Origin of the sequence: Streptomyces thermocarboxydus (genome assembly GCF_024760485.1) — a bacterium.
In the GTDB taxonomy this organism is placed as follows: domain Bacteria; phylum Actinomycetota; class Actinomycetes; order Streptomycetales; family Streptomycetaceae; genus Streptomyces; species Streptomyces cellulosae.
On the sequence record NZ_CP058273.1, the window covers coordinates 3,803,586 to 3,823,579 of the forward strand.

A 19,994-nucleotide genomic window follows, 5' to 3' on the forward strand; every position below is an offset into this window, starting at 1 on the left:
TGCGGCCTAGGGTGAGGCGCATGGAACAGCGCATCACCCTGATCACGCTGGGGGTCACCGACCTCGCCCGCGCGAAGGCCTTCTACGAGGCCCTGGGCTGGCGGGGCCAGGAGGTCCAGGAGACGGTCTTCTTCCAGGCGGGCGGTCTCGGCCTGGTCCTGTGGGGCCGGGAGAAGCTCGCCCGGGACTGCGGTCTCGAGCCGGGGACGCCGGGCGGGTTCGGCGGCATCGTCCTCGCGCACAACGTCCGCTCCGACGCCGAGGTGGACGAGCTGCTCGCGGCGGCCGACCTGGCCGGGGGCACGGTCACCAGGCCGGGCGTGTTCAACGAGATCGGCTTCTACTCGGGCGCCTTCACCGACCCCGACGGCCACGCCTGGGAGGTCGCCCACAACCCCGGCTTCCCCCTCGCCGAGGACGGCACGGTCACCCTGCCCGACTTCGGCGCCCTCTGACGGAACGCCCGGCACCCCTGGTCAGAGGGCGGGGCGGCGGTCTACCGTCCGTCCATGGCAGCTCCTTTTGACCTCGCATTCGACCCGTGGGACCCCGCGTTCCTCGCCGACCCGTACCCCGCCTACGCCGAGCTGCGGGAGCAGGGCCGGGTGCGGTACTTCGAGCCGACCGACCAGTGGCTGGTCGCCCACCACGCGGACGTCTCGGCGCTGCTGCGCGACCGGCGCCTGGGGCGCACCTACCAGCACCGGTTCAGTCATGAGGAGTTCGGCCGCACGCCGCCCCCGCCGGAGCACGAGCCGTTCCACACGCTCAACGACCACGGCATGCTCGACCTCGAACCGCCGGACCACACCCGCATCCGCCGCCTGGTGTCGAAGGCGTTCACGCCGCGCACGGTCGAGCGGCTGCGGCCGTACGTGGAGCGGCTCGCCGGTGAGCTGGTCGACGGGCTGGTGGCGGCCGGCGGCGGCGACCTGCTGCGGGACGTCGCCGAGCCGTTGCCGGTCGCGGTGATCGCGGAGATGCTGGGCATCCCCGAGTCCGACCGTGCGCCGCTGCGCCCCTGGTCGGCGGACATCTGCGGCATGTACGAGCTGAACCCGTCCGAGGAGGCCGCGGCCAAGGCGGTCCGTGCGTCGCTGGAATTCTCGGACTACCTGCGCGACCTGATCGCCGAGCGCCGCGAGAACCCCGGCGACGACCTGGTCTCCGGCCTGATCGCCGCCCACGACGAGGGCGACCGGCTCACCGAGCAGGAGATGATCTCCACCTGCGTGCTGCTGCTCAACGCGGGCCACGAAGCGACGGTGAACTCCACGGTCAACGGCTGGTGGGCGCTGTTCCGCCACCCCGACCAGCTCGCCGCCCTGCGCGCCGACCACTCCCTGGTCCCCACCGCGGTCGAGGAGCTGATGCGCTACGACACCCCGCTCCAGCTCTTCGAACGCTGGGTGCTGGACGAGATCGAGATCGACGGCCAGGTGATCCCGCGCGGCGCGGAGATCGCGATGCTGTTCGGCTCCGCCAACCACGACCCGGCGGTCTTCACCGACCCGTCCCGCCTGGACCTCACCCGCCGCGACAACCCCCACATCTCCTTCAGCGCCGGCATCCACTACTGCATCGGCGCCCCCCTGGCCCGCATCGAACTGGCCGCCTCGATGACGGCCCTCCTGGACCGCGCCCCCACCCTCCGCCTCGCCGCCGAACCGGCCCGCAAGCCGAACTTCGTGATCCGGGGGCTGGAAGGGCTGGAGGTGGAGGTGGCCTGACGGCCAGGTACGCCGTGCCTAGCGCGACGGGACCGTCAGGCCCCACGCGCCCTCCCGGACCTCCCACGTCCGGGTGCGGACCGGGCCCGAGACCGTCGCGTCGGCGCGGTAGCGGAAGTGGGCGCCGGAGACCGTGATCGTGCGGGCCTCCGCCGACAGGGGGGAGGCCTCCGCGCCGACCGAGGCGGGGCGGACCTCCACGCGGGCCGTTCCCGAGGCGCCGGGGACGACCGAGACGGCCTCCACCGACTGGTGCAGGTCGATCAGGGTCTCCCCGTCCACCTCCACCCGCAGCCGCGTCGGCCCCGACCCGGGTGCGGCGGGCGGCCGGGCGGGGGCCAGCGTGCGTACGAAGGAGCGGCAGGTCTGCAGCCACGGCCAGGTCACCCCGCCGGCCGAGTGCCGTTCGGGGGACGTGGAACCCAGCGGGGGGATCCGCAGCGCGCCCAGCACCACGCCGTCGCTGTCGTCGACCAGCAGGTCCATCCGCCGCTCCGCCCCGTCGAGCACGGCCCGCGCCGCGGCCACCGCCCCGCACGGCACGCCCAGCGCCCGGGCGAGCGACACCGAGCCGCCCACCGGCACCAGGGACAGCGCGCACCCGGCCAGCTCCCGGTGCCGGTGCAGCAGCTCCACCGCCCGCACCAGCGCCCGGTCGTCGCCCACCACCACCGGACGCCGTGAGCCGCGCCGGGCGAGCGCCCGGGCGAACTCCTCGGGGCCGTCCGGCAGGCACACCTTCGCGCCCGCCGCACCCGCGCGGAGCACGTCCCGCGCGATCCGGACCGACTCGCCGTCCGCCCGCCGGGCGACCGGATCGATGACCACCAGGAGCTGATCGGACGTCGCGGAAGAAGTCCCGGATGTCGCCACCTCGGCCATGCCTCGCTTCCTCGGGTAGCATCTTTGTGCAAGAGCCCCTTTGCGCTATTGCGCCAGGGGCTTCGTCTATTCCGGGGCATCCGGTCCGACGGTTGGCGGCCAACGGTGGTCGCGGTGCACACGGCGGAGATCCTCCGTGTGCGCCCCTGACCTTGGACATGCCCCGCCCGGAAGGGGTGTACGCGCGTGCCCGCACTTGTGCTGCTCGGTGCTCAGTGGGGTGACGAAGGCAAGGGAAAGGCGACGGACCTTCTCGGTGGTTCCGTCGACTATGTGGTGCGCTACCAGGGCGGCAACAACGCCGGCCACACGGTGGTCGTGGGCGATCAGAAGTACGCCCTGCACCTGCTCCCTTCCGGAATCCTGTCCCCCGGCTGCACGCCGGTCATCGGAAACGGCGTCGTCGTCGACCCGTCGGTCCTGCTCTCCGAGCTGAGCGGTCTGAACGAGCGCGGCGTCGACACGTCCAAGCTCCTGATCAGCGGTAACGCGCACATCATCACGCCGTACAACGTGACGGTGGACAAGGTGACCGAGCGTTTCCTCGGCAAGCGGAAGATCGGCACCACCGGCCGCGGCATCGGCCCGACCTACGCCGACAAGATCAACCGCGTCGGCATCCGGGTGCAGGACCTCTACGACGAGTCGATCCTCACCCAGAAGGTCGAGGCGGCCCTCGACGTCAAGAACCAGATGCTCACCAAGCTCTACAACCGGCGCGCGATCGCCGTCGGCCAGGTGGTCGAGGAGCTGCTGGGCTACGCGGACAAGCTGGCGCCGTACGTCGCCGACACCGTGCTGGTGCTGAACGAGGCGCTGGAGCAGGACAAGGTGGTCCTCTTCGAGGGCGGCCAGGGCACCCTGCTCGACATCGACCACGGCACGTACCCCTTCGTCACCTCGTCGAACCCGACCGCGGGCGGCGCCTGCACCGGCGCCGGCGTGGGCCCGACGAAGATCAGCCGGGTCATCGGCATCCTCAAGGCGTACACCACCCGCGTCGGCGCCGGGCCGTTCCCGACGGAGCTGTTCGACGAGGACGGCGAGGCGCTGCGCCGCATCGGCGGCGAGCGGGGCGTCACCACCGGCCGTGACCGCCGCTGCGGCTGGTTCGACGCGGTCATCGCCCGCTACGCGACCCGGGTGAACGGCCTGACGGACTTCTTCCTCACCAAGCTCGACGTCCTCACCGGCTGGGAGCAGATCCCGGTCTGCGTGGCCTACGAGATCGACGGCAAGCGCGTCGAGGAGCTGCCGTACTCGCAGACGGACTTCCACCACGCGAAGCCGGTCTACGAGATGCTGCCGGGCTGGAACGAGGACATCAGCAAGGCGAAGTCCTTCTCCGACCTGCCGAAGAACGCCCAGGCGTACGTGAAGGCCCTGGAGGAGATGTCCGGCGCCCCGATCTCCGCGATCGGCGTGGGCCCGGGCCGTACCGAGACGATCGAGATCAACTCGTTCCTCTAGGAGCGGCATCCCTGTGCACCGGCGCCCGGGCGGGCGCCGGTGCACAGTCATAGCCTGGACGTGTACGCGGCATGCACATCGACCTGGAAGAGGGTGAGTGCGATGCGCGTGATGCTCAAGGCGACGCTGGACACGGAGAAGTCGAACGAGGCCATCCGCAGCGGGAAGCTGCCCGAAATGATGCAGGAGACCATCGAGCGGCTCCACCCCGAGGCCGCCTACTTCGGTCCGCTCGGCGGCCGCCGGACCTGCCTGCTCGTCCTCGACGTCGAGGACAGCTCACAGATCCCGCCCATCGGCGAGCCGTTCTTCTCGCAGTTCGACGCCGAGGTCGAGATGACCCCGGTGATGAACGCGGACGACCTGCGGAAGGGGCTCTCCGAACTGCGGTGACCCTCAGCTGAAGACGATCATCGAACCCTGCGCCAGGCTCCGGGTGGCCGCCGCGTGGAGGCCCAGCCAGACGTGGCGTTCACGGGCGAACGGGCTCGGGTCGTAGGGGGCGGCGACGGCCGGTTCCTCCAGCTCGGTGGGGGCCCGCGGCGGCTCGGGCGCGGCCGGCGGGTTCGCCGGGTCGATGCCGATCGACGGGGCGACCACCTCCAGTTCGCGCAGCAGCGCGTGCGAGGACCCCAACGGGCCGCCCCCGGCGAGGAGTTCGTCGCTGGACAGCGGGCTCGGGAAGTCCACGGGCACGTACGCGCCCGCGTGGTCGTAGTGCCACACCAGATGCGACTGCTGGGCCGTCGCCTCGAACATCTCCAGCAACTGCTCGTAGTCACCGCCCAGTTCGTCCACCGGGGTGACCGGAAGTCCGCAGACCTGGAGCAGGTACACGCGCCGCAGAAAGTGCAGGGCGTCGTAGTCGAACCCGGCGACCGGGGCGACGTCGCCGGTCAGTCCCGGCATGTACTGGTACACCGGCACCGGCGGCAGTCCCGCGTCGGCCAGCACCGTGTTGTACTGCGCGAGTTCCTCGGCGAAGGGATTGTCGGGCGTGTGGCACAACACGTCGACGAGCGGTACCAGCCACAGGTCACAGGCCAAAAGAAGACTCCTCGCATCGCGCGGTCGTCGGGTGGGACGTCCGGGTCCGGGAAGACGGTTCGGGACAGCGGTCAGGGAAGCGTATCGGCGTCCCGGTCGGGCGGATCCTCCTGTGCGGGCCGTCGTACAGGTCCCTTACCCGCCGCGTCGGCCGTCAGGCCCTCCAGCAGGGACAGGGAGTACGCGGTGTACGCGTCGAGGATGGCGCGCGCGGCGGCGGTGTCGCCCTCGGTCAGGGCGTCCACCAGCTCGGTGTGACGCGCCCACAGCCGCCCCCGCGGATCCGGCAGCCGCCGCAGGTGCTGCACCACGTACACCCACATCTGCACCCGCAGCCGGTGCAGGAAATCGGTGAGGTACGGATTGCCGAACGCGGACGCCAGCTCCCGCCAGAACCGCAGGTCGTAGCCGATCAGCACGGTGACCTCACCGGCCAGGGCCGCGCGCCGGGCCTCCTCGCCACGCCGCCGCACCCCCGCGAGGTGCGCCGCCAGCCGGGGCTCGTCGGGCCGCAGATGCGGCGCGCCGCCATGGGTGAGCGCGTGGAACATCCCCTCGGTGACCAGGCTGCGCGCCTCGATCATGCCGCGGAAGTCGTCGGCGGAGTACTCGTGCACCCGGAAGCCCCGGTGCTGGTCGGCGTCCAGCAGCCCCTGCGCCGACAGGTCGACCAGCGCCTCCCGCACGGGCGTCGCGGACACCCCGTACTGGTCGGCGATCTCCTTGACGGTGAACTCCTGCCCCGGCTGGAGCCGCCCGGCCAGCACCTCGTCACGCAGCGCGTCGGCGATCTGCTGCCGCAGGGTGCTGCGGGTCACGGCGACGTTGCCGAGGCGGGGCATGGTCGGGGCGTCTCCCTCATCGCGTTCGAGTGGCGTGCTCGCAAAAGTCCACGGGCACGCCACCTTACGCGGTCCGGACGCGGCGCCGGATGTTCGAACGGGCGCGAGGGGAGACCCCTCGCGCCCGCTGCACGGCCGGTGACTCAGCCGGTCACTTCACGTACTCGTCGGCCACCGACAGAGCCGCATCCAGGGCCGCCAGGCCCTCCTTCAGCTCGGCCTCGCTGGTGTTGAGCGGCGGCACCACATGGGTGCGGTTCATGTTCACGAAGGGCCACAGGCCGGCCTTCTTCGCGGCGGCGGCGAACGCGGTCATCGGGGCGTTCGCCTCGCCGGACGCGTTGTACGGCACCAGCGGCTCCCGGGTCTCCCGGTCACGCACCAGTTCCACCGCCCAGAACATGCCGGTGCCGCGCACCTCGCCCACGCTCGGGTGACGCCCGGCCAGCTCCCGCAGACCGGGGCCGACGACGGACGCGCCGAGGGAGGCCGCGTTCTCGACGACGCCCTCCTCCTCCATCACGTTGATCGTCGCGACGGCGGCGGCGCAGGCCAGCGGGTGCCCGGAGTAGGTCAGGCCGCCCGGGTAGGGGCGGGTGGCGAAGGTGGCCGCGATCTCCGCGGAGATGGCGACACCGCCCAGCGGCACATAGCCGGAGTTCACACCCTTGGCGAAGGTCATCAGGTCCGGCACGACGTCGTACAGGTCGGCCGCGAACCAGGTGCCGGTGCGGCCGAACCCGGCCATCACCTCGTCCAGCACCAGGACGATGCCGTACTTGTCGCACAGTTCGCGGACCCCGGCGAGGTAGCCGGGCGGGGGCGGCATGATGCCGGCCGTGCCCGGGATGGTCTCCAGGATGACCGCGGCGATCGTCGAGGGCCCCTCGAAGGCGATCGTCGTCTCCAGGTGCTCCAGCGCCCGCGCGCACTCCTGCTCCTCGGTCTCGGCGTAGAAGCGCGAGCGGTACAGGAACGGCGCCCAGAAGTGCACGACCCCGGCGGTGGCGCTGTCGGACGCCCAGCGGCGCGGGTCGCCGGTGACGTTCACGGCCTGCTGGGTGCCGCCGTGGTACGAGCGGTACGCGGAGAGCACCTTGGGCCGGCCGGTGTGCAGCCGGGCCATGCGCAGGGCGTGCTCCACGGCGTCGGCGCCGCCGTTGGTGAAGAAGATCTTGTCCAGGTCGCCGGGGGTGCGCTCGGCGATCAGCCGGGCCGCCTCCGAGCGCGCCTCGACGGCGAACGCGGGCGCGAACGTCGTCATCCTCGCCGCCTGCTCCTGGATCGCGGCGACGACCTTCGGGTGCTGATAGCCGATGTTCGTGTAGACGAGGCCGCTGGTGAAGTCCAGATAGCGGCGGCCGTCGTAGTCCCAGAAGTACGACCCTTCCGCCCCGGCGACGGCGAGCGGGTCGATGAGCTCCTGCGCGGACCAGGAGTGGAACACGTGCGCACGGTCGGCGGCCTTGACGGCGGCGCCGGCCTCGGGGTTGGGCTGAGGGGTCATGCGCCCGAGCGTAGGCGGCGGTGATGGACGAGCGACATCGGCGGGGTGTCTGCGGTGCGGGGGTTTCCGCGACAGGTTGTCGACACGAGGGAGGGGTGGGGGAGGTGATGCGTGCGGTGGAACACCTGTCCACGGTGATCGACCGCCGGGGCCCGCCTGTTACGGAACCGTAGACGGCGGCCGGCTCACCCGGCACCGGCCCGCCACTATCCTCGATCCGTTGCTCACTGCGGGGGGAAGGCGGCGCAGCGATGGACCAGCTCGGGATCGGGGATCCGCAGACGATCGGGGGCTACCGGCTGCTCGCACGGCTGGGCGCCGGCGGCATGGGCCAGGTCTACCTCGCCCGCTCCGACCGGGGGCGCACCGTCGCCGTGAAACTGGTCCGCGAGGAGCTGGCCCGGCAGGAGGAGTTCCGCGCCCGCTTCCGCCAGGAGGTGCGGGCCGCCCGGCAGGTCGGCGGCGACTGGACCGCACCCGTGCTGGACGCCGACACCGAGGCGGCCGTGCCGTGGGTGGCCACCGGGTACGTCGCCGGGCCGAGCCTCCAGCAGGTCGTGGGCCACGACCACGGGGCGCTGCCCGAGCGGTCGGTGCGCATCCTCGGCGCGGGTCTGGCGTACGCCCTCAAGGACATCCACGCGGCCGGGATCATCCACCGCGATCTCAAGCCGTCCAACGTGCTCGTCACCATCGACGGGCCGCGCGTCATCGACTTCGGCATCGCCCGCGCGCTGGAGACGGTCACCGACGGCGGGCTCACCCGCACCGGCGCGCTCGTCGGCTCGCCCGGCTTCATGGCGCCCGAGCAGGTCCGCGGCGACCGCATCACGCCCGCCTGCGACGTGTTCTGCCTCGGCTCGGTGCTCGCCTACGCGGCGACCGGCGCGCTGCCGTTCGGCACCGCGGGCAGCGGGGTGCACGCGCTGATGTTCCGCATCGCGCAGGAGGAGCCCGACCTGACGCAGGTGCCCGAGGGCCTCGCCGACCTGGTGCGGGCGTGCCTGCGCAAGGACCCGGCGGCCCGGCCCACGCTCGACGAGGTGCTGTCCGCCACCGGTGCGGAGGACACGGTGGCCGACGGCCGCTCCCGCGACCCGTGGCTGCCTTCCGCGCTGGTCGCCCAGCTGGGGCGGCACGCGGTACGGCTGCTGGACGCGGAGGACCCGGAGGCGCCGGGGCCTTCCGGGGAGCCGGTGCCGCTCGGGAAGCCGGTGCCTTCCGGCGGGCCGGGAGGGGACGCGCCCGCCGAGCACGCGCGCGCCGCCGACGACGGCGCGGCCCCGCCCCCGCCGGGCCGGCGTGAACCACCTGCCCACGGTCGTGGTCGGCCAGGGCGGTGGCGACCCGGCCCCGCCGCCGGGACCGGCGCCGGGCGCGGGCAGCGGGGGCGCCTACGGGCACCCGCAGCAGCACCCGCAGCCGCAGCCGGCGTACGGCTACCCGTACGGCGGTCACGGCGCGAACGGCACCCCTCCCTACGGCCCGCCGCCCTACGGTCCGTACCCGCCGCCCGCCCCCGAACCACGCCGCGACACCCGCTCCACCGCGCTGCTCGTGGTGATCGCGCTGGTGGTGGCGCTCGCCGCGGGCGGCAGCGTGTACGCGCTGATGAGCGGCGCCCAGGGCGAGGACCGGGCGGGCGGCGACCCGTCGACGCCGGCCGCGTCGAGCAGCGCATCGCAGAGCACGGACGACGCGGGCACCACCGACGACGTACCGCCGTCGGAGACGCGTTCACCGAGCAGCGACGCGCCTGAGGACGGGACGGTCCCGGAGGAGTTCCTGGGCCGCTGGTCCACCAGCATCGACAACGACAGCGGCTCCCACAGCCGCCGCCTCACCGTGCAGCAGGGCGAGGTCGGCGACACGGTGATGTCCCTGGTCGCCGAGGGCCCCACCGGCAACGGCACCTACCACTGCGTCTTCGAGGCCCGCCTCACCGGCACCTCGGGCGGCGACCTCCGGATCGGCCCCTCCACGGTCACGGTCGGCGAACCCCGCTCCGCCTGCACCCCCGGCTCCCCGAGCGAGATCACCGTCCTCCCGGACGGCTCCCTCCGCCGCACCAGCACGGGGACGGGGGAGCAGCTGACGTACACGCGTGACTGACGTCCCCCCGCCGTCTGCGGGCACCCGTGCCGCCGCGCGCAGACGGCACCCCTGCAACGCCGGGTGCAGACGGCACCCCTGCGACGCCGGGTGCGGGTGGTCCGTGGCTGGTCGCGCAGTTCCCCGCGCCCCTTGAGTGTGCTTCCGCCACCGCCCCTGCAGGGGCACCGCTGCCAGGGTCAGCCCGCCGGGTGCGGGTGGTCCGTGGCTGGTCGCGCAGTTCCCCGCGCCCCTTGGGGCGCCGCAGCTGCGGGCAGTCGTGCCGCTAGGGGCGGCACGGGTGGGCGCAGCGGCACCCCGCACACGCCGGGTTGCGCAACACCCCCGCCCAGCCCCACACCGGCACCGGTGAACGCACCGCGTCTGAGAAGCCGCCCCCGGCGAAACATCACCGCGCCTCAGGCGGCCGCTGCCGGGGCATGTTCGGCCGAGCCCCGTTCGCCGAAGCCGCGAACCGTCCCACCGGAACGACAGCCTCCCCCCGCCCCCCGCCGGCCAAGGCGTTCCGCACGCCCAACGGCGCCCCGCTCCGAAACTCCATCATCCAGTCCGCCGTCTCCACCCGGACCAGCTCCGTCACGTCCTCCGTGAACCGCCGCAGCACCGTCAGACACCGCTCCGCGGCCTCACTGGCCGTCCCCTCCGCGGGCCCCAGCACCTCCCGCACACACTCCGACGCCCAGTCGAACTGGAAAGCCTGCAGCCGCCGCTGCACAGCCTGCGCGGTCGCCACGTCCCGCATCCACCCGGACGTCATCCCGAAGAACCGGTCACCCGCCACACACGCCACGGCGACCAGCAGCGCCAGATACCCCCACGGCGTGACCCCGTCCGCCGCCCCGGTCAGATCCAGCAGCGGCAGCGCGGCCCCGGCCAGCGCCCCCACCGCCGTACCGCCGCGCAGCGCCCACGCGCACCGCCGCTTCCACATCCGGTCCTCGAGGTACCACGCGGCGGTGTCCAGCGCCCCGCGCTCCACCCACCGGTACAGCTCGTCCAGCCGCGCGGCCGGCTCCCCCCAGTCCCCGAGCGGGAACGCCCGGCCGACGGGGTCGCCAGGGCGCAGCCCCGCCGCGCCTTCGCCCCGCCCGTCGTGAGGCCGACCCTCGGGCTGCATCTCCGGCTGACCCACCCGGTATCTCCCCTCCTGAACCGACCTGACCGACCCCGCGCGCCCGCGCTCCGCGCACCGAGCGCGGCCGGCCGGTCACGCGTGGTGCTCGCGCGCCGGGCCCTTCCTACCGCCCAACGGGTGGGCGCGTCGGGGGTTCGCGCGCTTTTACGCCCGGAAGGGGGCCGTGATCAGGTATAGGGCCCCGAAGGGGACTCACCCGAAAGAGTGCCGGGGCGACGGCGGTCCCGAGCACGTAGGCTCGTGCCGAGCGGTGCGTTCACCGCACCCGTACCGTCGCGACCCGACGCAGAGACCTGACGTACCGACCTAGGAGCGAATCGTGATCCCCGGTGGTGGCCAGCCCAACATGCAGCAACTGCTCCAGCAGGCCCAGAAGATGCAGCAGGACCTGGCCAAGGCCCAGGAGGAGCTCGCGCGCACGGAGGTCGAGGGCCAGGCCGGCGGCGGTCTGGTGCGGGCCACCGTCACCGGCTCCGGCGAGCTGCGGGCGCTGAAGATCGACCCGAAGGCCGTGGACCCGGAGGACACCGACACCCTCGCGGACCTGGTCGTCGCGGCGGTCCAGGCGGCGAACGAGAACGCGCAGACGCTGCAGCAGCAGAAGCTCGGCCCGCTGGCCCAGGGCCTCGGCGGGGGCGGCATCCCCGGCCTCCCCTTCTGAGAGGGCTTCTGCGCAGGGCCGCGGCCCTCTACCGTACGTAGTGAAGGAACATCAGGAAGGACGGCAGTCCGTTGTACGAAGGCGTGGTCCAGGACCTCATCGACGAGCTGGGGCGGCTTCCCGGCGTCGGTCCCAAGAGCGCGCAGCGGATCGCCTTCCACATCCTGCAGGCGGAGCCGACGGACGTACGGCGTCTGGCGCAGGCGCTGATGGAGGTCAAGGCGAAGGTCCGCTTCTGCGCGGTCTGCGGGAACGTCGCGCAGGAGGAGCACTGCAACATCTGCCGCGACACCCGGCGCGACCCCGCGGTCATCTGCGTCGTGGAGGAGCCGAAGGACGTCGTCGCGATCGAGCGCACGCGTGAGTTCCGCGGCCGCTACCACGTGCTGGGCGGGGCGATCAGCCCGATCGACGGGGTGGGCCCCGACGACCTGCGGATAAGGGAACTCCTGGCCCGGCTGGCGGACGGCACGGTCACCGAGCTGATCCTCGCCACGGACCCCAATCTCGAAGGCGAGGCCACGGCCACGTACCTCGCCCGCATGATCAAGCCCATGGGCCTGAAGGTCACCCGCCTGGCCAGCGGCCTCCCGGTGGGCGGCGACCTGGAATACGCGGACGAGGTCACGCTCGGCCGCGCCTTCGAGGGGAGACGACTCCTAGATGTCTGACGCCACGCTGCACGCGACCGAGCAGAACCCCGACGACTTCGCGGTCCAGATCGCCGATCAGATCGAGAGTTTCCTGGTGGCCGTCACGGAGGTCGCGAAGGGCGACGAGCCGGACTCGGCGGTGCCCTTCCTCCTCCTCGAGGTCTCCCAGCTGCTCCTGGCCGGCGGCCGGCTGGGCGCCCACGAGGACATCGTCCCCGAGGAGCGCTACGAGCCGGACATGGGCCCCGAGCCGGACGTGGACCAGCTGCGCGAGAACCTGGCGCGGCTGCTCGACCCGATCGACGTCTACTCCGAGGTCTTCGACCCGTACGAGCCGCGCAAGGCCCCGGTCCCGGCCCGCATCTCCGACGACCTCACGGACGTCATCACCGACCTGCGCCACGGCCTGGCCCACTACAAGGCCGGCCGTACGTCGGAGGCGCTGTGGTGGTGGCAGTTCTCCTACTTCTCCAACTGGGGCTCCACGGCGTCGGCGGCCCTGCGCGCCCTGCAGTCGGTCGTCGCCCACGTCCGCCTGAACCAGCCCCTCGCGGAACTGGACGGCCTGGACACGGACCAGGGCCTGGGCGACGAGGCCCTGGAGGCGGAGGCCGGCAGGGTCATGGCCGAGGAAATCGGCACCCCGTTGCGCATGCGCCCGGTCCAGTAACCGTCACCGGCAGCTCTTCACGCCCTTCACCGGCCTCCGGCCCGGGCGGCCTCCACGGCCCGGAGAACCAGTGCGCGGTCCTCGGCCCGCTCCGGTGTCCCCTCCGCGGCCTTGCGCGCGTCCGCCAGTGCCCGCTCCGTGGGCTCGGCACCGCGTGCGAGCAGCAACCGCACCGCTTCGACCTGCCCGAACGAGACGGCCCACTCCAGAGGCGACCGCCCCTTGAAGTCCCGGTCCTCGATGTCGGCCCCGCGGTCCAGCAGCAGTTCCACGACGTCCGGGTGCCCGCAGGTCGCTGCGAGCACCAGCGGCACGTGAGGGCTGCGGACGCGCTGCGCCCCGGTGGACACCCCGGCGTCGATCAGCGCCTCGACCACCGCCGCGCGGCCGAACATCGCCGCCTCGGTCATCGGCGTCAGCTCGTGGTACGGACCCGCGCGCCCTTCCGGGTCGGCCCCGGCGGCGAGCAGCAGCCGGACCACGTCCGCGTGCCCCTCCTGCACGGCGAGATCCAGCGCCGAGCGCCCCTCCCGGTCGATCGCGTCAACACCGACCCCCGAGGCCAGCAGCCGCGCGACCTCCGCCGGACGGTTGTCCTTCGCCGCCAGGGGCAGCGTTTCCGACCTCGCCGTAGGATTCGTCATGCCCCGATCATGGGCCACCCGCGCCGATACCGGGGAACCCCTCGTTGATCGCGAACAGCACCGTCATCAGCGCCGGCAGGGACAGCGGTACGACGACGAACGCCGTTTCCGGGCGCTCCCGTCGTACCGCCTGCCATCCGAGCGCCACGACCGGCCCTGACAGCCCCCCGGCCATCAGGGCCCACCCCGCCTCCCGGCTTCCGACGACGTTGAACGCGACGAACGCTCCCAGCACGAACAGTGCCGGCGACGCCCACAGGTGCCGCAGCACCTGTGGGGTGCCCGGGTCGGTCATGGATGTGTCCCCCGTGCAACGTGCCCCTCGTACCGCCGCGCCGGTCGGGCGACGGCGGCCTGTGCGCGTCGACCTGGCTGGTCAGGCCCGGTGTGTTCGACGCGGCAGGAACGTAACACGATCGGAAATACGGTTATTGCGCACTGAACCACCCGCTGGCCGTGAGGGTGATACCGACCGAAAAGAGCCGGGTGCGGTGTGACGCGGGGCACTTTTCCGAGTGGTGGGCGTGGGGCTGGGCAGGAGCCCCTCGCGGACGGCCGATGTCTCACCATGCGATATCGCGAAGGGTGGATTTTCGGACGTCGATAGACTGAGCGGACCGCAGCGCACACATATGTGGGCGGACTGTGGACAACGACGGACTGAGCGAGGAGCGCACGTGGGCCTTGTCGTGCAGAAGTACGGAGGCTCCTCCGTAGCCGATGCCGAAGGCATCAAGCGCGTCGCCAAGAGGATCGTGGAAGCCAAGAAGAACGGCCACCAGGTGGTCGCCGTGGTTTCCGCGATGGGCGACACGACGGACGAGCTGATCGATCTCGCCGAGCAGGTTTCCCCGATCCCTGCCGGCCGCGAGCTCGACATGCTGCTGACGGCCGGAGAGCGGATCTCCATGGCCCTGCTGGCCATGGCGATCAAGAACCTGGGCCACAACGCCCAGAGCTTCACCGGCAGCCAGGCAGGTGTCATCACCGACTCGGTCCACAACAAAGCCCGCATCATCGATGTCACGCCGGGCCGGATCAAGGCCTCGGTGGACGAGGGCAACATCGCCATCGTCGCCGGGTTCCAGGGCGTCAGCCAGGACACCAAGGACATCACCACGCTGGGCCGCGGCGGCTCCGACACCACCGCCGTCGCCCTCGCCGCGGCGCTCGACGCCGAGGTGTGCGAGATCTACACGGACGTCGACGGTGTGTTCACCGCCGACCCCCGCGTGGTGAAGAAGGCCAGGAAGATCGACTGGATCTCGTTCGAGGACATGCTCGAACTGGCCGCCTCCGGTTCCAAGGTGCTGCTCCACCGCTGCGTGGAGTACGCCCGCCGGTACAACATCCCGATCCACGTCCGCTCGTCCTTCAGCGGACTCAAGGGCACGTGGGTCAGCAGCGAGCCGATCGAGCAAGGGGACAAGCAGGTGGAGCAGGCTCTCATCTCCGGTGTCGCACACGACACCTCCGAGGCCAAGATCACGGTCGTCGGCGTGCCCGACAAGCCCGGCGAGGCCGCGTCGATCTTCCGCACCATCGCGGACGCCGAGATCAACATCGACATGGTCGTGCAGAACGTGTCCGCCGCGTCGACCGGCCTGACGGACATCTCCTTCACCCTGCCGAAGTCCGAGGGCCGCAAGGCCATCGACGCCCTGGAGAAGAACAAGGGCGCCATCGGCTTCGACTCCCTGCGCTACGACGACCAGATCGGCAAGATCTCCCTGGTCGGCGCGGGTATGAAGACCAACCCCGGAGTCACCGCCGACTTCTTCACCGCGCTCAGCGACGCCGGTGTGAACATCGAGCTGATCTCGACCTCCGAGATCCGCATCTCGGTCGTGACCCGCAAGGACGACGTGCCGGAGGCCGTGCGCGCCGTGCACACCGCCTTCGGGCTCGACTCCGACAGCGACGAGGCCGTGGTCTACGGAGGCACCGGCCGCTGATGACCGGGACCGCAGGACCCGGACGTTCCGGGCGGCCGACGCTCGCGGTCGTGGGAGCGACCGGGGCCGTCGGCACGGTCATGCTCCAGATCCTGTCCCAGCGCGCGGACGTCTGGGGCGAGATCAGGCTCATCGCCTCCCCGCGCTCGGCCGGCCGCAAGCTGGCCGTGCGCGGCGAGGAGGTCGAGGTCGTGGCGCTCACCGAGGACGCCTTCGACGGGGTCGACGTCGCCATGTTCGACGTGCCCGACGAGGTCTCCGCCGAGTGGGCGCCCGTCGCCGCCGCGCGCGGCGCGGTCGTCGTCGACAACTCCGGCGCCTTCCGCATGGACCCGGACGTGCCACTGGTCGTCCCCGAGGTCAACCCGCACGCGGTGCGCAGCCGCCCCCGCGGCATCGTCGCCAACCCCAACTGCACCACCCTGTCGATGATCGTCGCGCTCGGCGCGCTGCACGCCGAGTTCGGCCTGCGCGAGCTGGTCGTCTCGTCGTACCAGGCGGTCAGCGGCGCCGGTCAGGCCGGTGTGCGGACCCTGCGAGAACAGCTCTCCCTGGTCGCCGGCACGGAACTGGGCACCCACCCCGGCGACGTACGGCGGGCCGTGGGCGACAACACCGGGCCGTTCCCGGAGCCCGTCGCGCTGAACGTCGTGCCGTGGGCCGGGTCGCTGCGCGAGGACGGCTGGTCGTCCGAGGAGATGAAGGTGCGGGACGAGTCCCGCAAGATCCTCGGCCTGCCCACCCTGCCGGTCGCCGTCACCTGCGTCCGCGTCCCCGTGGTCACCGTGCACTCCCTCACCGTCCACGCCCGCTTCGAGGGCGAGGTCACCGTCGACAAGGCGCGCGAGATCCTCGCGACCGCCCCCGGCGTGGTCCTCTTCGACAACCCGGCCGCCGGGGAGTTCCCGACGCCCGCCGACGTCGTCGGCACCGACCCCACCTGGGTGGGCCGGGTGCGCCGGGCCCTGGACGACCCCACGGCGCTGGAGCTCTTCGTGTGCGGGGACAACCTGCGCAAGGGCGCCGCGCTCAACACCGCGCAGATCGCCGAGCTGGTGGCGGCGGAGCTCCGGGGCGCCTGACGCGCGCCTGCGCCGCCCGGCGGCCGGACGGAAAAGTCCTGGATCACAGAGGATTCATTTGTAGGATCTGTGAGGTGCCTGTGCGCCGGGAGGGGCCTGTGCGCCGGGCCGGTCGGTCCAAGCCACTTGAACATGCAACTTCCTGGGCCGAGGATTGCAGACGAGGATTCACCTCCCCGCCAGCCGCAACCGAGCGGAGGGCGGGGAGCGTCTTTGCGGTCACCCTTATCCGGGACTTGGGGACGCTGCTTTTTCGGACGTGGGGACGTCTGGAGCCGGGCGTGGGGACGTCCGTACATATGAAACACAGGGGAAGAGCGGGACGCATGAGGGCATTCGATGCGCTGTCGGTGGTGCTGCCCGACGCGGGTGGGCGGTGGACGGCACGGGTCGGCGCAGACGTGACGCCCGGCACGTACAACCCTTACGGGGGGAAGCGTGTCCAACTGGCGTGGCAGAGGTACTCGACTTCACAGCGCCCCGTGGCACGGCGTTCCGGCCGCCTCGCGGCACGCTCCGGCCCCGCGTGGCCGGCGCGTCCGGTGGCATGCCGGTGATCGCGCCCATGCCCGCAGCGCGGCCCGCCCGCATCCCCGGTCAGCGTGACGGCGCCGACGAGACCGTGGCGGCCGGCACCACGGTCGACCACCTCACCGAGACCTACCGCGCGCACTACCGCTCGCTGCTGGGCCTCGCCGCGCTGCTCCTCGACGACACGGCCTCCTGCGAGGACGTCGTCCAGGAGGCGTTCATCCGCGTCCACTCCGCCCGCAAACGCGTCCGCGACCCGGAGAAGACCCTGGCCTACCTGCGCCAGACGGTCGTCAACCTGTCCCGCAGCGCGCTGCGCCGCCGCATCCTCGGGCTGAAGCTGCTGTCCAAGCCCATGCCCGACATGGCGAGCGCGGAGGAGGGCGCGTACGACCAGCTCGAACGCGACTCCCTCATCAAGGCGATGAAAGGGCTTCAGCGCCGCCAGCGCGAGGTGCTGGTGCTGCGCTACTTCGCGGACATGACGGAGGCCCAGGTCGCCGAGACGCTCGGCATCTCGCTCGGCTCGGTCAAGGCGTACGGCTCACGCGGCATCGCCGCGCTGCGGGTGGCCATGGAGGCGTCGGCATGAGCGACGGCCAGGACGCGCGGGACCCGCGCCCCGAGGAACGCGAGCCCGAGGGCTCGCGGGGCTCCTCCGGCGGCGCGGAGGACCCCGCGACGGGCGGCCACGAGCCCGCGGACAGCTCTGACGGCTGGGACAGCTCCGAGGGCTTGGACAGCTCGGAGGGCTTGGACAGCTCGGAGGGCACGGACAGCTGTACGGCCGGATCCGGACGTTCCGCGTTCGCGGTGGGGGAGGATGACACCGCACCGGAACCGGAGGCCGAGGACGGGGGCGACTCCGAGCCACGGCCGATGGCCGAGGACGCGGACGACTGCGCACCGGAAACGGAGGCCGAGGACGCGGACGACCCGGAGCCGGACGCCGCGGACCGGCGTCCGGAACCCGTACGGGATCCGGAGCACGGGGGCGTGCCCGAGGGGGACGGGCTCGCGCGGCTGCGCGCGCTCGTGACACCGCACGGGCAGAACCCGACACACACGCACGCTGGGAACGGAACTGTGAACGACGGCCGGGACGAACAGAGCCCCGACGGGCTCGACTCGGACGAGCTGCATCTGCGCACCCTGCTGCACCAGGCCGTCCAGGACGTGGAGCCGAGCGACGGCACCCTGGACTACCTGCGCCGGGCGGTCCCCGCCCGCCGCGCGCGCAAACGCCAGGCACTCGTCGGAGCGGCCGCGGCGGCCCTCTTCCTCGGCACGGCCGTCCCCGCGCTGGTCCACGTCTCCAGCACCTCCGGCTCGGACGCCAACCCGTCCGCCGTCGGCCACGCCTCGCAGGCCCAGGGCGGCACCGGCCAGGGCAAGGACGCCGGCAACGGCGAGACCACCGCGGGCGGCGCCTCCGACGAGGTCGGCGGCGACAAGAAGGACCCCACGAAGGAGGGGGACAAGGCCGGCGCGAGCACCGGTACGAGCACGGGCGCGTCCGAGGGCGGTGACCCCTCGGCCGGAGCCCAGGCGGACGCCCCCGCCTGCACCGCCGCCCAGCTCGGCCCGGCCGGCGCGAGCACCGCGGCCCCCGACTCGGCGGGCGCGGTCTACGGCTCCTTCCGGGTCACCAACGTCTCGGGCGCGACATGCGCCGTCGAGGGCGCGGGCGGCGTGAGCGCGACCCCGCAGGGCGCGGCGGACGCGGCGAAGATCGGCACGGCCCGGCATGTCGCGGGCGACGCGGCGGCCGCCCTGCCGGACCCGTCGCTGGAGGCGGCGGCCCTGGTCCTGAAGCCGGGTGAGGCGTACGAGGTGCGGTTCGCGTGGGTGCCGTCGGAGACCTGCCCGGTCCCCGGCGACACCGCGGGCGGTGGCACCGGCGGCCCCTCGGCGGACCCCACCCCGACCGGAGAACCGACGAACACGACCGGCGCGTCCACCGGCACGGGCGCCGCCCCCGGCACGACGACCCAGCTCATCCGCGAGGACGGCGGCACCGAGGGCAGCGTGGCGGTGACCTACACGACGTCCACGGGCGGCGCGGCCACCGCCACGGTCACCAACGCCTGCGCGGGAACGGTCTACTGGACGGGGCTGCTCACACCGGCCGCCTGACGCGGGGCGTCGTCACCGTCGTCGCCTGCGTCGGGGCCGTCGGCGTCAGCGTCGCCCCCGTCGGCGTCACCGGGCTTCCCGCCGCCGGCCGCCCCGGCCTTCGGCTCCGCCCCGGCCTCCGCCGCCTCCGGCAGGATCCCCAGCTCCGCGTCGCGAGCGAGCTCCACCTCGCGGCGGAACAGACGGAACCACATGAAGAGCGCGAAGCCGACGAAGGCGAACCACTCAGCGGTGTAGCCGAGGTTCTGGAACGCCTTCAGGTCGAGGCCGGTGCCGCCGGGCGCGGAGGCGGGGACCGCGCGCATGCCTGAGTCGCCCTTGTTCAGCGTGACCCAGGCGTCGTAGACGTCGTACGGGACGAGGTTGATCAGGGAGGCCGCGCTGATCGCGGCGGTCTGGCCCTCCGGGAGGCCGGTGCGGGCGGTGACGCCGTTGCTGCCGGGCGTCTCGGAGGCCTGGAGCGCTCCGGTGACGGTGACCTCGCCGGCGGGCGGCTCGGGCGCCTTCGCCGGGTCGGGCTCGCCGGGCAGCCAGCCGCGGACGACGGGCAGGGCGCGGCCGCTGTCGGTGCGCAGCAAGGTCAGGACGTAGTAGCCGTCCTTGTCGTCCAGCGCGCGGCCGGGGACCAGGAGCTGCCTGTCGTACCGGCCGGTCGCGGTGGCCTGCTTGCCGGAGGTGGCCTTGGTGACGGGCAGCAGGTCGTCCAGCGGCCGTGGCGTGTCCTTCTTGGCGTCGGCGACCTGCGCCTCCGCCTGGCGGTGGTTGTCCACCCGGTCCTCGAACCGGCCGAGCTGCCAGGACCCCATGAACACGCAGAAGGGGATCGAGAGCAGCAGGAAGACGTTGATCGCCCACCAGCGCGGAGTCAGCAGAAACCGGTACACGCCCTCAACGGTACGGGCCCGCGGACGGTTCCCCTCTCTCGGGGTGGGCTGGG

General features: G+C 72.6%; 19 protein-coding genes and 1 pseudogene. 12 read left to right on the forward strand and 8 right to left on the reverse strand.

Translation table 11 applies throughout. The features are described 5' to 3' along the window. Nucleotides 1-20 precede the first annotated feature (20 nt). Both AY578_RS17585 and AY578_RS17590 read left to right on the forward strand, forming a co-directional pair. Nucleotides 21-455 carry a VOC family protein gene (locus AY578_RS17585; RefSeq protein ID WP_028959516.1) on the forward strand — a complete coding sequence of 145 codons (435 nt, stop codon included), beginning with the start codon at nt 21-23 and terminating at the stop codon, nt 453-455. Between the two features lie 54 nt (nt 456-509). Then, nucleotides 510-1,730 (forward strand): cytochrome P450, encoded by a 1,221-nt coding sequence (locus AY578_RS17590; RefSeq protein ID WP_136238764.1) that lies wholly within the window; start codon nt 510-512, stop codon nt 1,728-1,730. Nucleotides 1,731-1,748: 18 nt separating this feature from the next. On the opposite strand, the gene AY578_RS17595 is transcribed toward AY578_RS17590, so the two are convergent. Continuing rightward, the gene (locus tag AY578_RS17595) at nt 1,749-2,612 is read right to left on the reverse strand and encodes a diacylglycerol kinase family protein (RefSeq protein ID WP_019524291.1); all 864 of its coding nucleotides are present in this window, start codon (nt 2,610-2,612) and stop codon (nt 1,749-1,751) included. Nucleotides 2,613-2,798: 186 nt separating this feature from the next. Between AY578_RS17595 and AY578_RS17600 the strand changes: the two genes are divergently transcribed. Both AY578_RS17600 and AY578_RS17605 read left to right on the forward strand, forming a co-directional pair. Continuing rightward, complete coding sequence (locus tag AY578_RS17600; RefSeq protein WP_026243734.1) at nt 2,799-4,082, forward strand: adenylosuccinate synthase; 1,284 nt, start codon at nt 2,799-2,801, stop codon at nt 4,080-4,082. Nucleotides 4,083-4,184: 102 nt separating this feature from the next. Continuing rightward, nucleotides 4,185-4,475 (forward strand): DUF3303 family protein, encoded by a 291-nt coding sequence (locus AY578_RS17605; protein ID WP_019524293.1) that lies wholly within the window; start codon nt 4,185-4,187, stop codon nt 4,473-4,475. Nucleotides 4,476-4,478: 3 nt separating this feature from the next. On the opposite strand, the gene AY578_RS17610 is transcribed toward AY578_RS17605, so the two are convergent. From AY578_RS17610 to AY578_RS17620, 3 genes are all read right to left on the reverse strand, one after another. Then, nucleotides 4,479-5,129, reverse strand: coding sequence for a putative DNA-mimic protein (locus tag AY578_RS17610; RefSeq protein ID WP_019524294.1), 651 nt, complete (start codon nt 5,127-5,129; stop codon nt 4,479-4,481). 71 nt (nt 5,130-5,200) lie between these two features. Then, nucleotides 5,201-5,971: a GntR family transcriptional regulator gene (locus tag AY578_RS17615; RefSeq protein ID WP_019524295.1), complete on the reverse strand. Its 771-nt coding sequence runs from the start codon at nt 5,969-5,971 to the stop codon at nt 5,201-5,203. A gap of 151 nt (nt 5,972-6,122) precedes the next feature. Beyond that, nucleotides 6,123-7,478 (reverse strand): aspartate aminotransferase family protein, encoded by a 1,356-nt coding sequence (locus AY578_RS17620; protein WP_028959513.1) that lies wholly within the window; start codon nt 7,476-7,478, stop codon nt 6,123-6,125. 251 nt (nt 7,479-7,729) lie between these two features. On the opposite strand from AY578_RS17620, the pseudogene AY578_RS17625 reads away from it, so the two are divergent. Further along, a pseudogene (locus AY578_RS17625) lies at nt 7,730-9,590 on the forward strand (serine/threonine-protein kinase). A 388-nt stretch (nt 9,591-9,978) separates the two neighbouring features. Here the strand turns inward: AY578_RS17625 and AY578_RS17630 are convergent. Further along, nucleotides 9,979-10,722, reverse strand: a complete 744-nt coding sequence (locus AY578_RS17630) for an SLATT domain-containing protein (RefSeq protein WP_019524298.1) — start codon at nt 10,720-10,722, stop codon at nt 9,979-9,981. A 322-nt stretch (nt 10,723-11,044) separates the two neighbouring features. Between AY578_RS17630 and AY578_RS17635 the strand changes: the two genes are divergently transcribed. From AY578_RS17635 to AY578_RS17645, 3 genes are all read left to right on the forward strand, one after another. Then, entirely contained in the window at nt 11,045-11,386 is a 342-nt protein-coding gene (locus AY578_RS17635) for a YbaB/EbfC family nucleoid-associated protein (RefSeq protein WP_026243735.1), read from the forward strand. Nucleotides 11,387-11,457: 71 nt separating this feature from the next. Then, nucleotides 11,458-12,057: a recombination mediator RecR gene (recR, locus tag AY578_RS17640; RefSeq protein WP_019524300.1), complete on the forward strand. Its 600-nt coding sequence runs from the start codon at nt 11,458-11,460 to the stop codon at nt 12,055-12,057. After that, nucleotides 12,050-12,709, forward strand: a complete 660-nt coding sequence (locus AY578_RS17645; RefSeq protein ID WP_019524301.1) for a DUF5063 domain-containing protein — start codon at nt 12,050-12,052, stop codon at nt 12,707-12,709. Before recR ends, AY578_RS17645 begins: the two co-directional genes overlap by 8 nt. 26 nt (nt 12,710-12,735) lie before the next feature. On the opposite strand, the gene AY578_RS17650 is transcribed toward AY578_RS17645, so the two are convergent. Together AY578_RS17650 and AY578_RS17655 are read right to left on the reverse strand one after the other, a co-directional pair. Beyond that, nucleotides 12,736-13,353, reverse strand: coding sequence for an ankyrin repeat domain-containing protein (locus AY578_RS17650; RefSeq protein ID WP_215188474.1), 618 nt, complete (start codon nt 13,351-13,353; stop codon nt 12,736-12,738). A 7-nt stretch (nt 13,354-13,360) separates the two neighbouring features. Then, nucleotides 13,361-13,648, reverse strand: coding sequence for a hypothetical protein (locus AY578_RS17655; RefSeq protein ID WP_258902965.1), 288 nt, complete (start codon nt 13,646-13,648; stop codon nt 13,361-13,363). A gap of 382 nt (nt 13,649-14,030) precedes the next feature. Between AY578_RS17655 and AY578_RS17660 the strand changes: the two genes are divergently transcribed. The 4 genes from AY578_RS17660 (at nt 14,031) to AY578_RS17675 (ending at nt 19,057) form a co-directional block, all read left to right on the forward strand. Then, nucleotides 14,031-15,308 (forward strand): aspartate kinase, encoded by a 1,278-nt coding sequence (locus AY578_RS17660; RefSeq protein ID WP_019524303.1) that lies wholly within the window; start codon nt 14,031-14,033, stop codon nt 15,306-15,308. Beyond that, the gene (locus AY578_RS17665) at nt 15,308-16,390 is read left to right on the forward strand and encodes an aspartate-semialdehyde dehydrogenase (protein ID WP_028959511.1); all 1,083 of its coding nucleotides are present in this window, start codon (nt 15,308-15,310) and stop codon (nt 16,388-16,390) included. The genes AY578_RS17660 and AY578_RS17665 overlap by 1 nt, the downstream gene beginning before the upstream one ends. Before the next feature lie 547 nt (nt 16,391-16,937). Continuing rightward, complete coding sequence (locus AY578_RS17670) at nt 16,938-17,513, forward strand: SigE family RNA polymerase sigma factor (RefSeq protein WP_019524305.1); 576 nt, start codon at nt 16,938-16,940, stop codon at nt 17,511-17,513. After that, a complete protein-coding gene (locus AY578_RS17675; protein WP_258902966.1) occupies nt 17,510-19,057 on the forward strand; it encodes a hypothetical protein in 1,548 nt (515 codons plus the stop codon). Before AY578_RS17670 ends, AY578_RS17675 begins: the two co-directional genes overlap by 4 nt. Here AY578_RS17675 and AY578_RS17680 read toward each other — a convergent pair. Next, the gene (locus AY578_RS17680) at nt 19,024-19,941 is read right to left on the reverse strand and encodes an SURF1 family protein (protein WP_258902967.1); all 918 of its coding nucleotides are present in this window, start codon (nt 19,939-19,941) and stop codon (nt 19,024-19,026) included. The genes AY578_RS17675 and AY578_RS17680 overlap by 34 nt on opposite strands. Between the last annotated feature and the right edge of the window lie 53 nt (nt 19,942-19,994).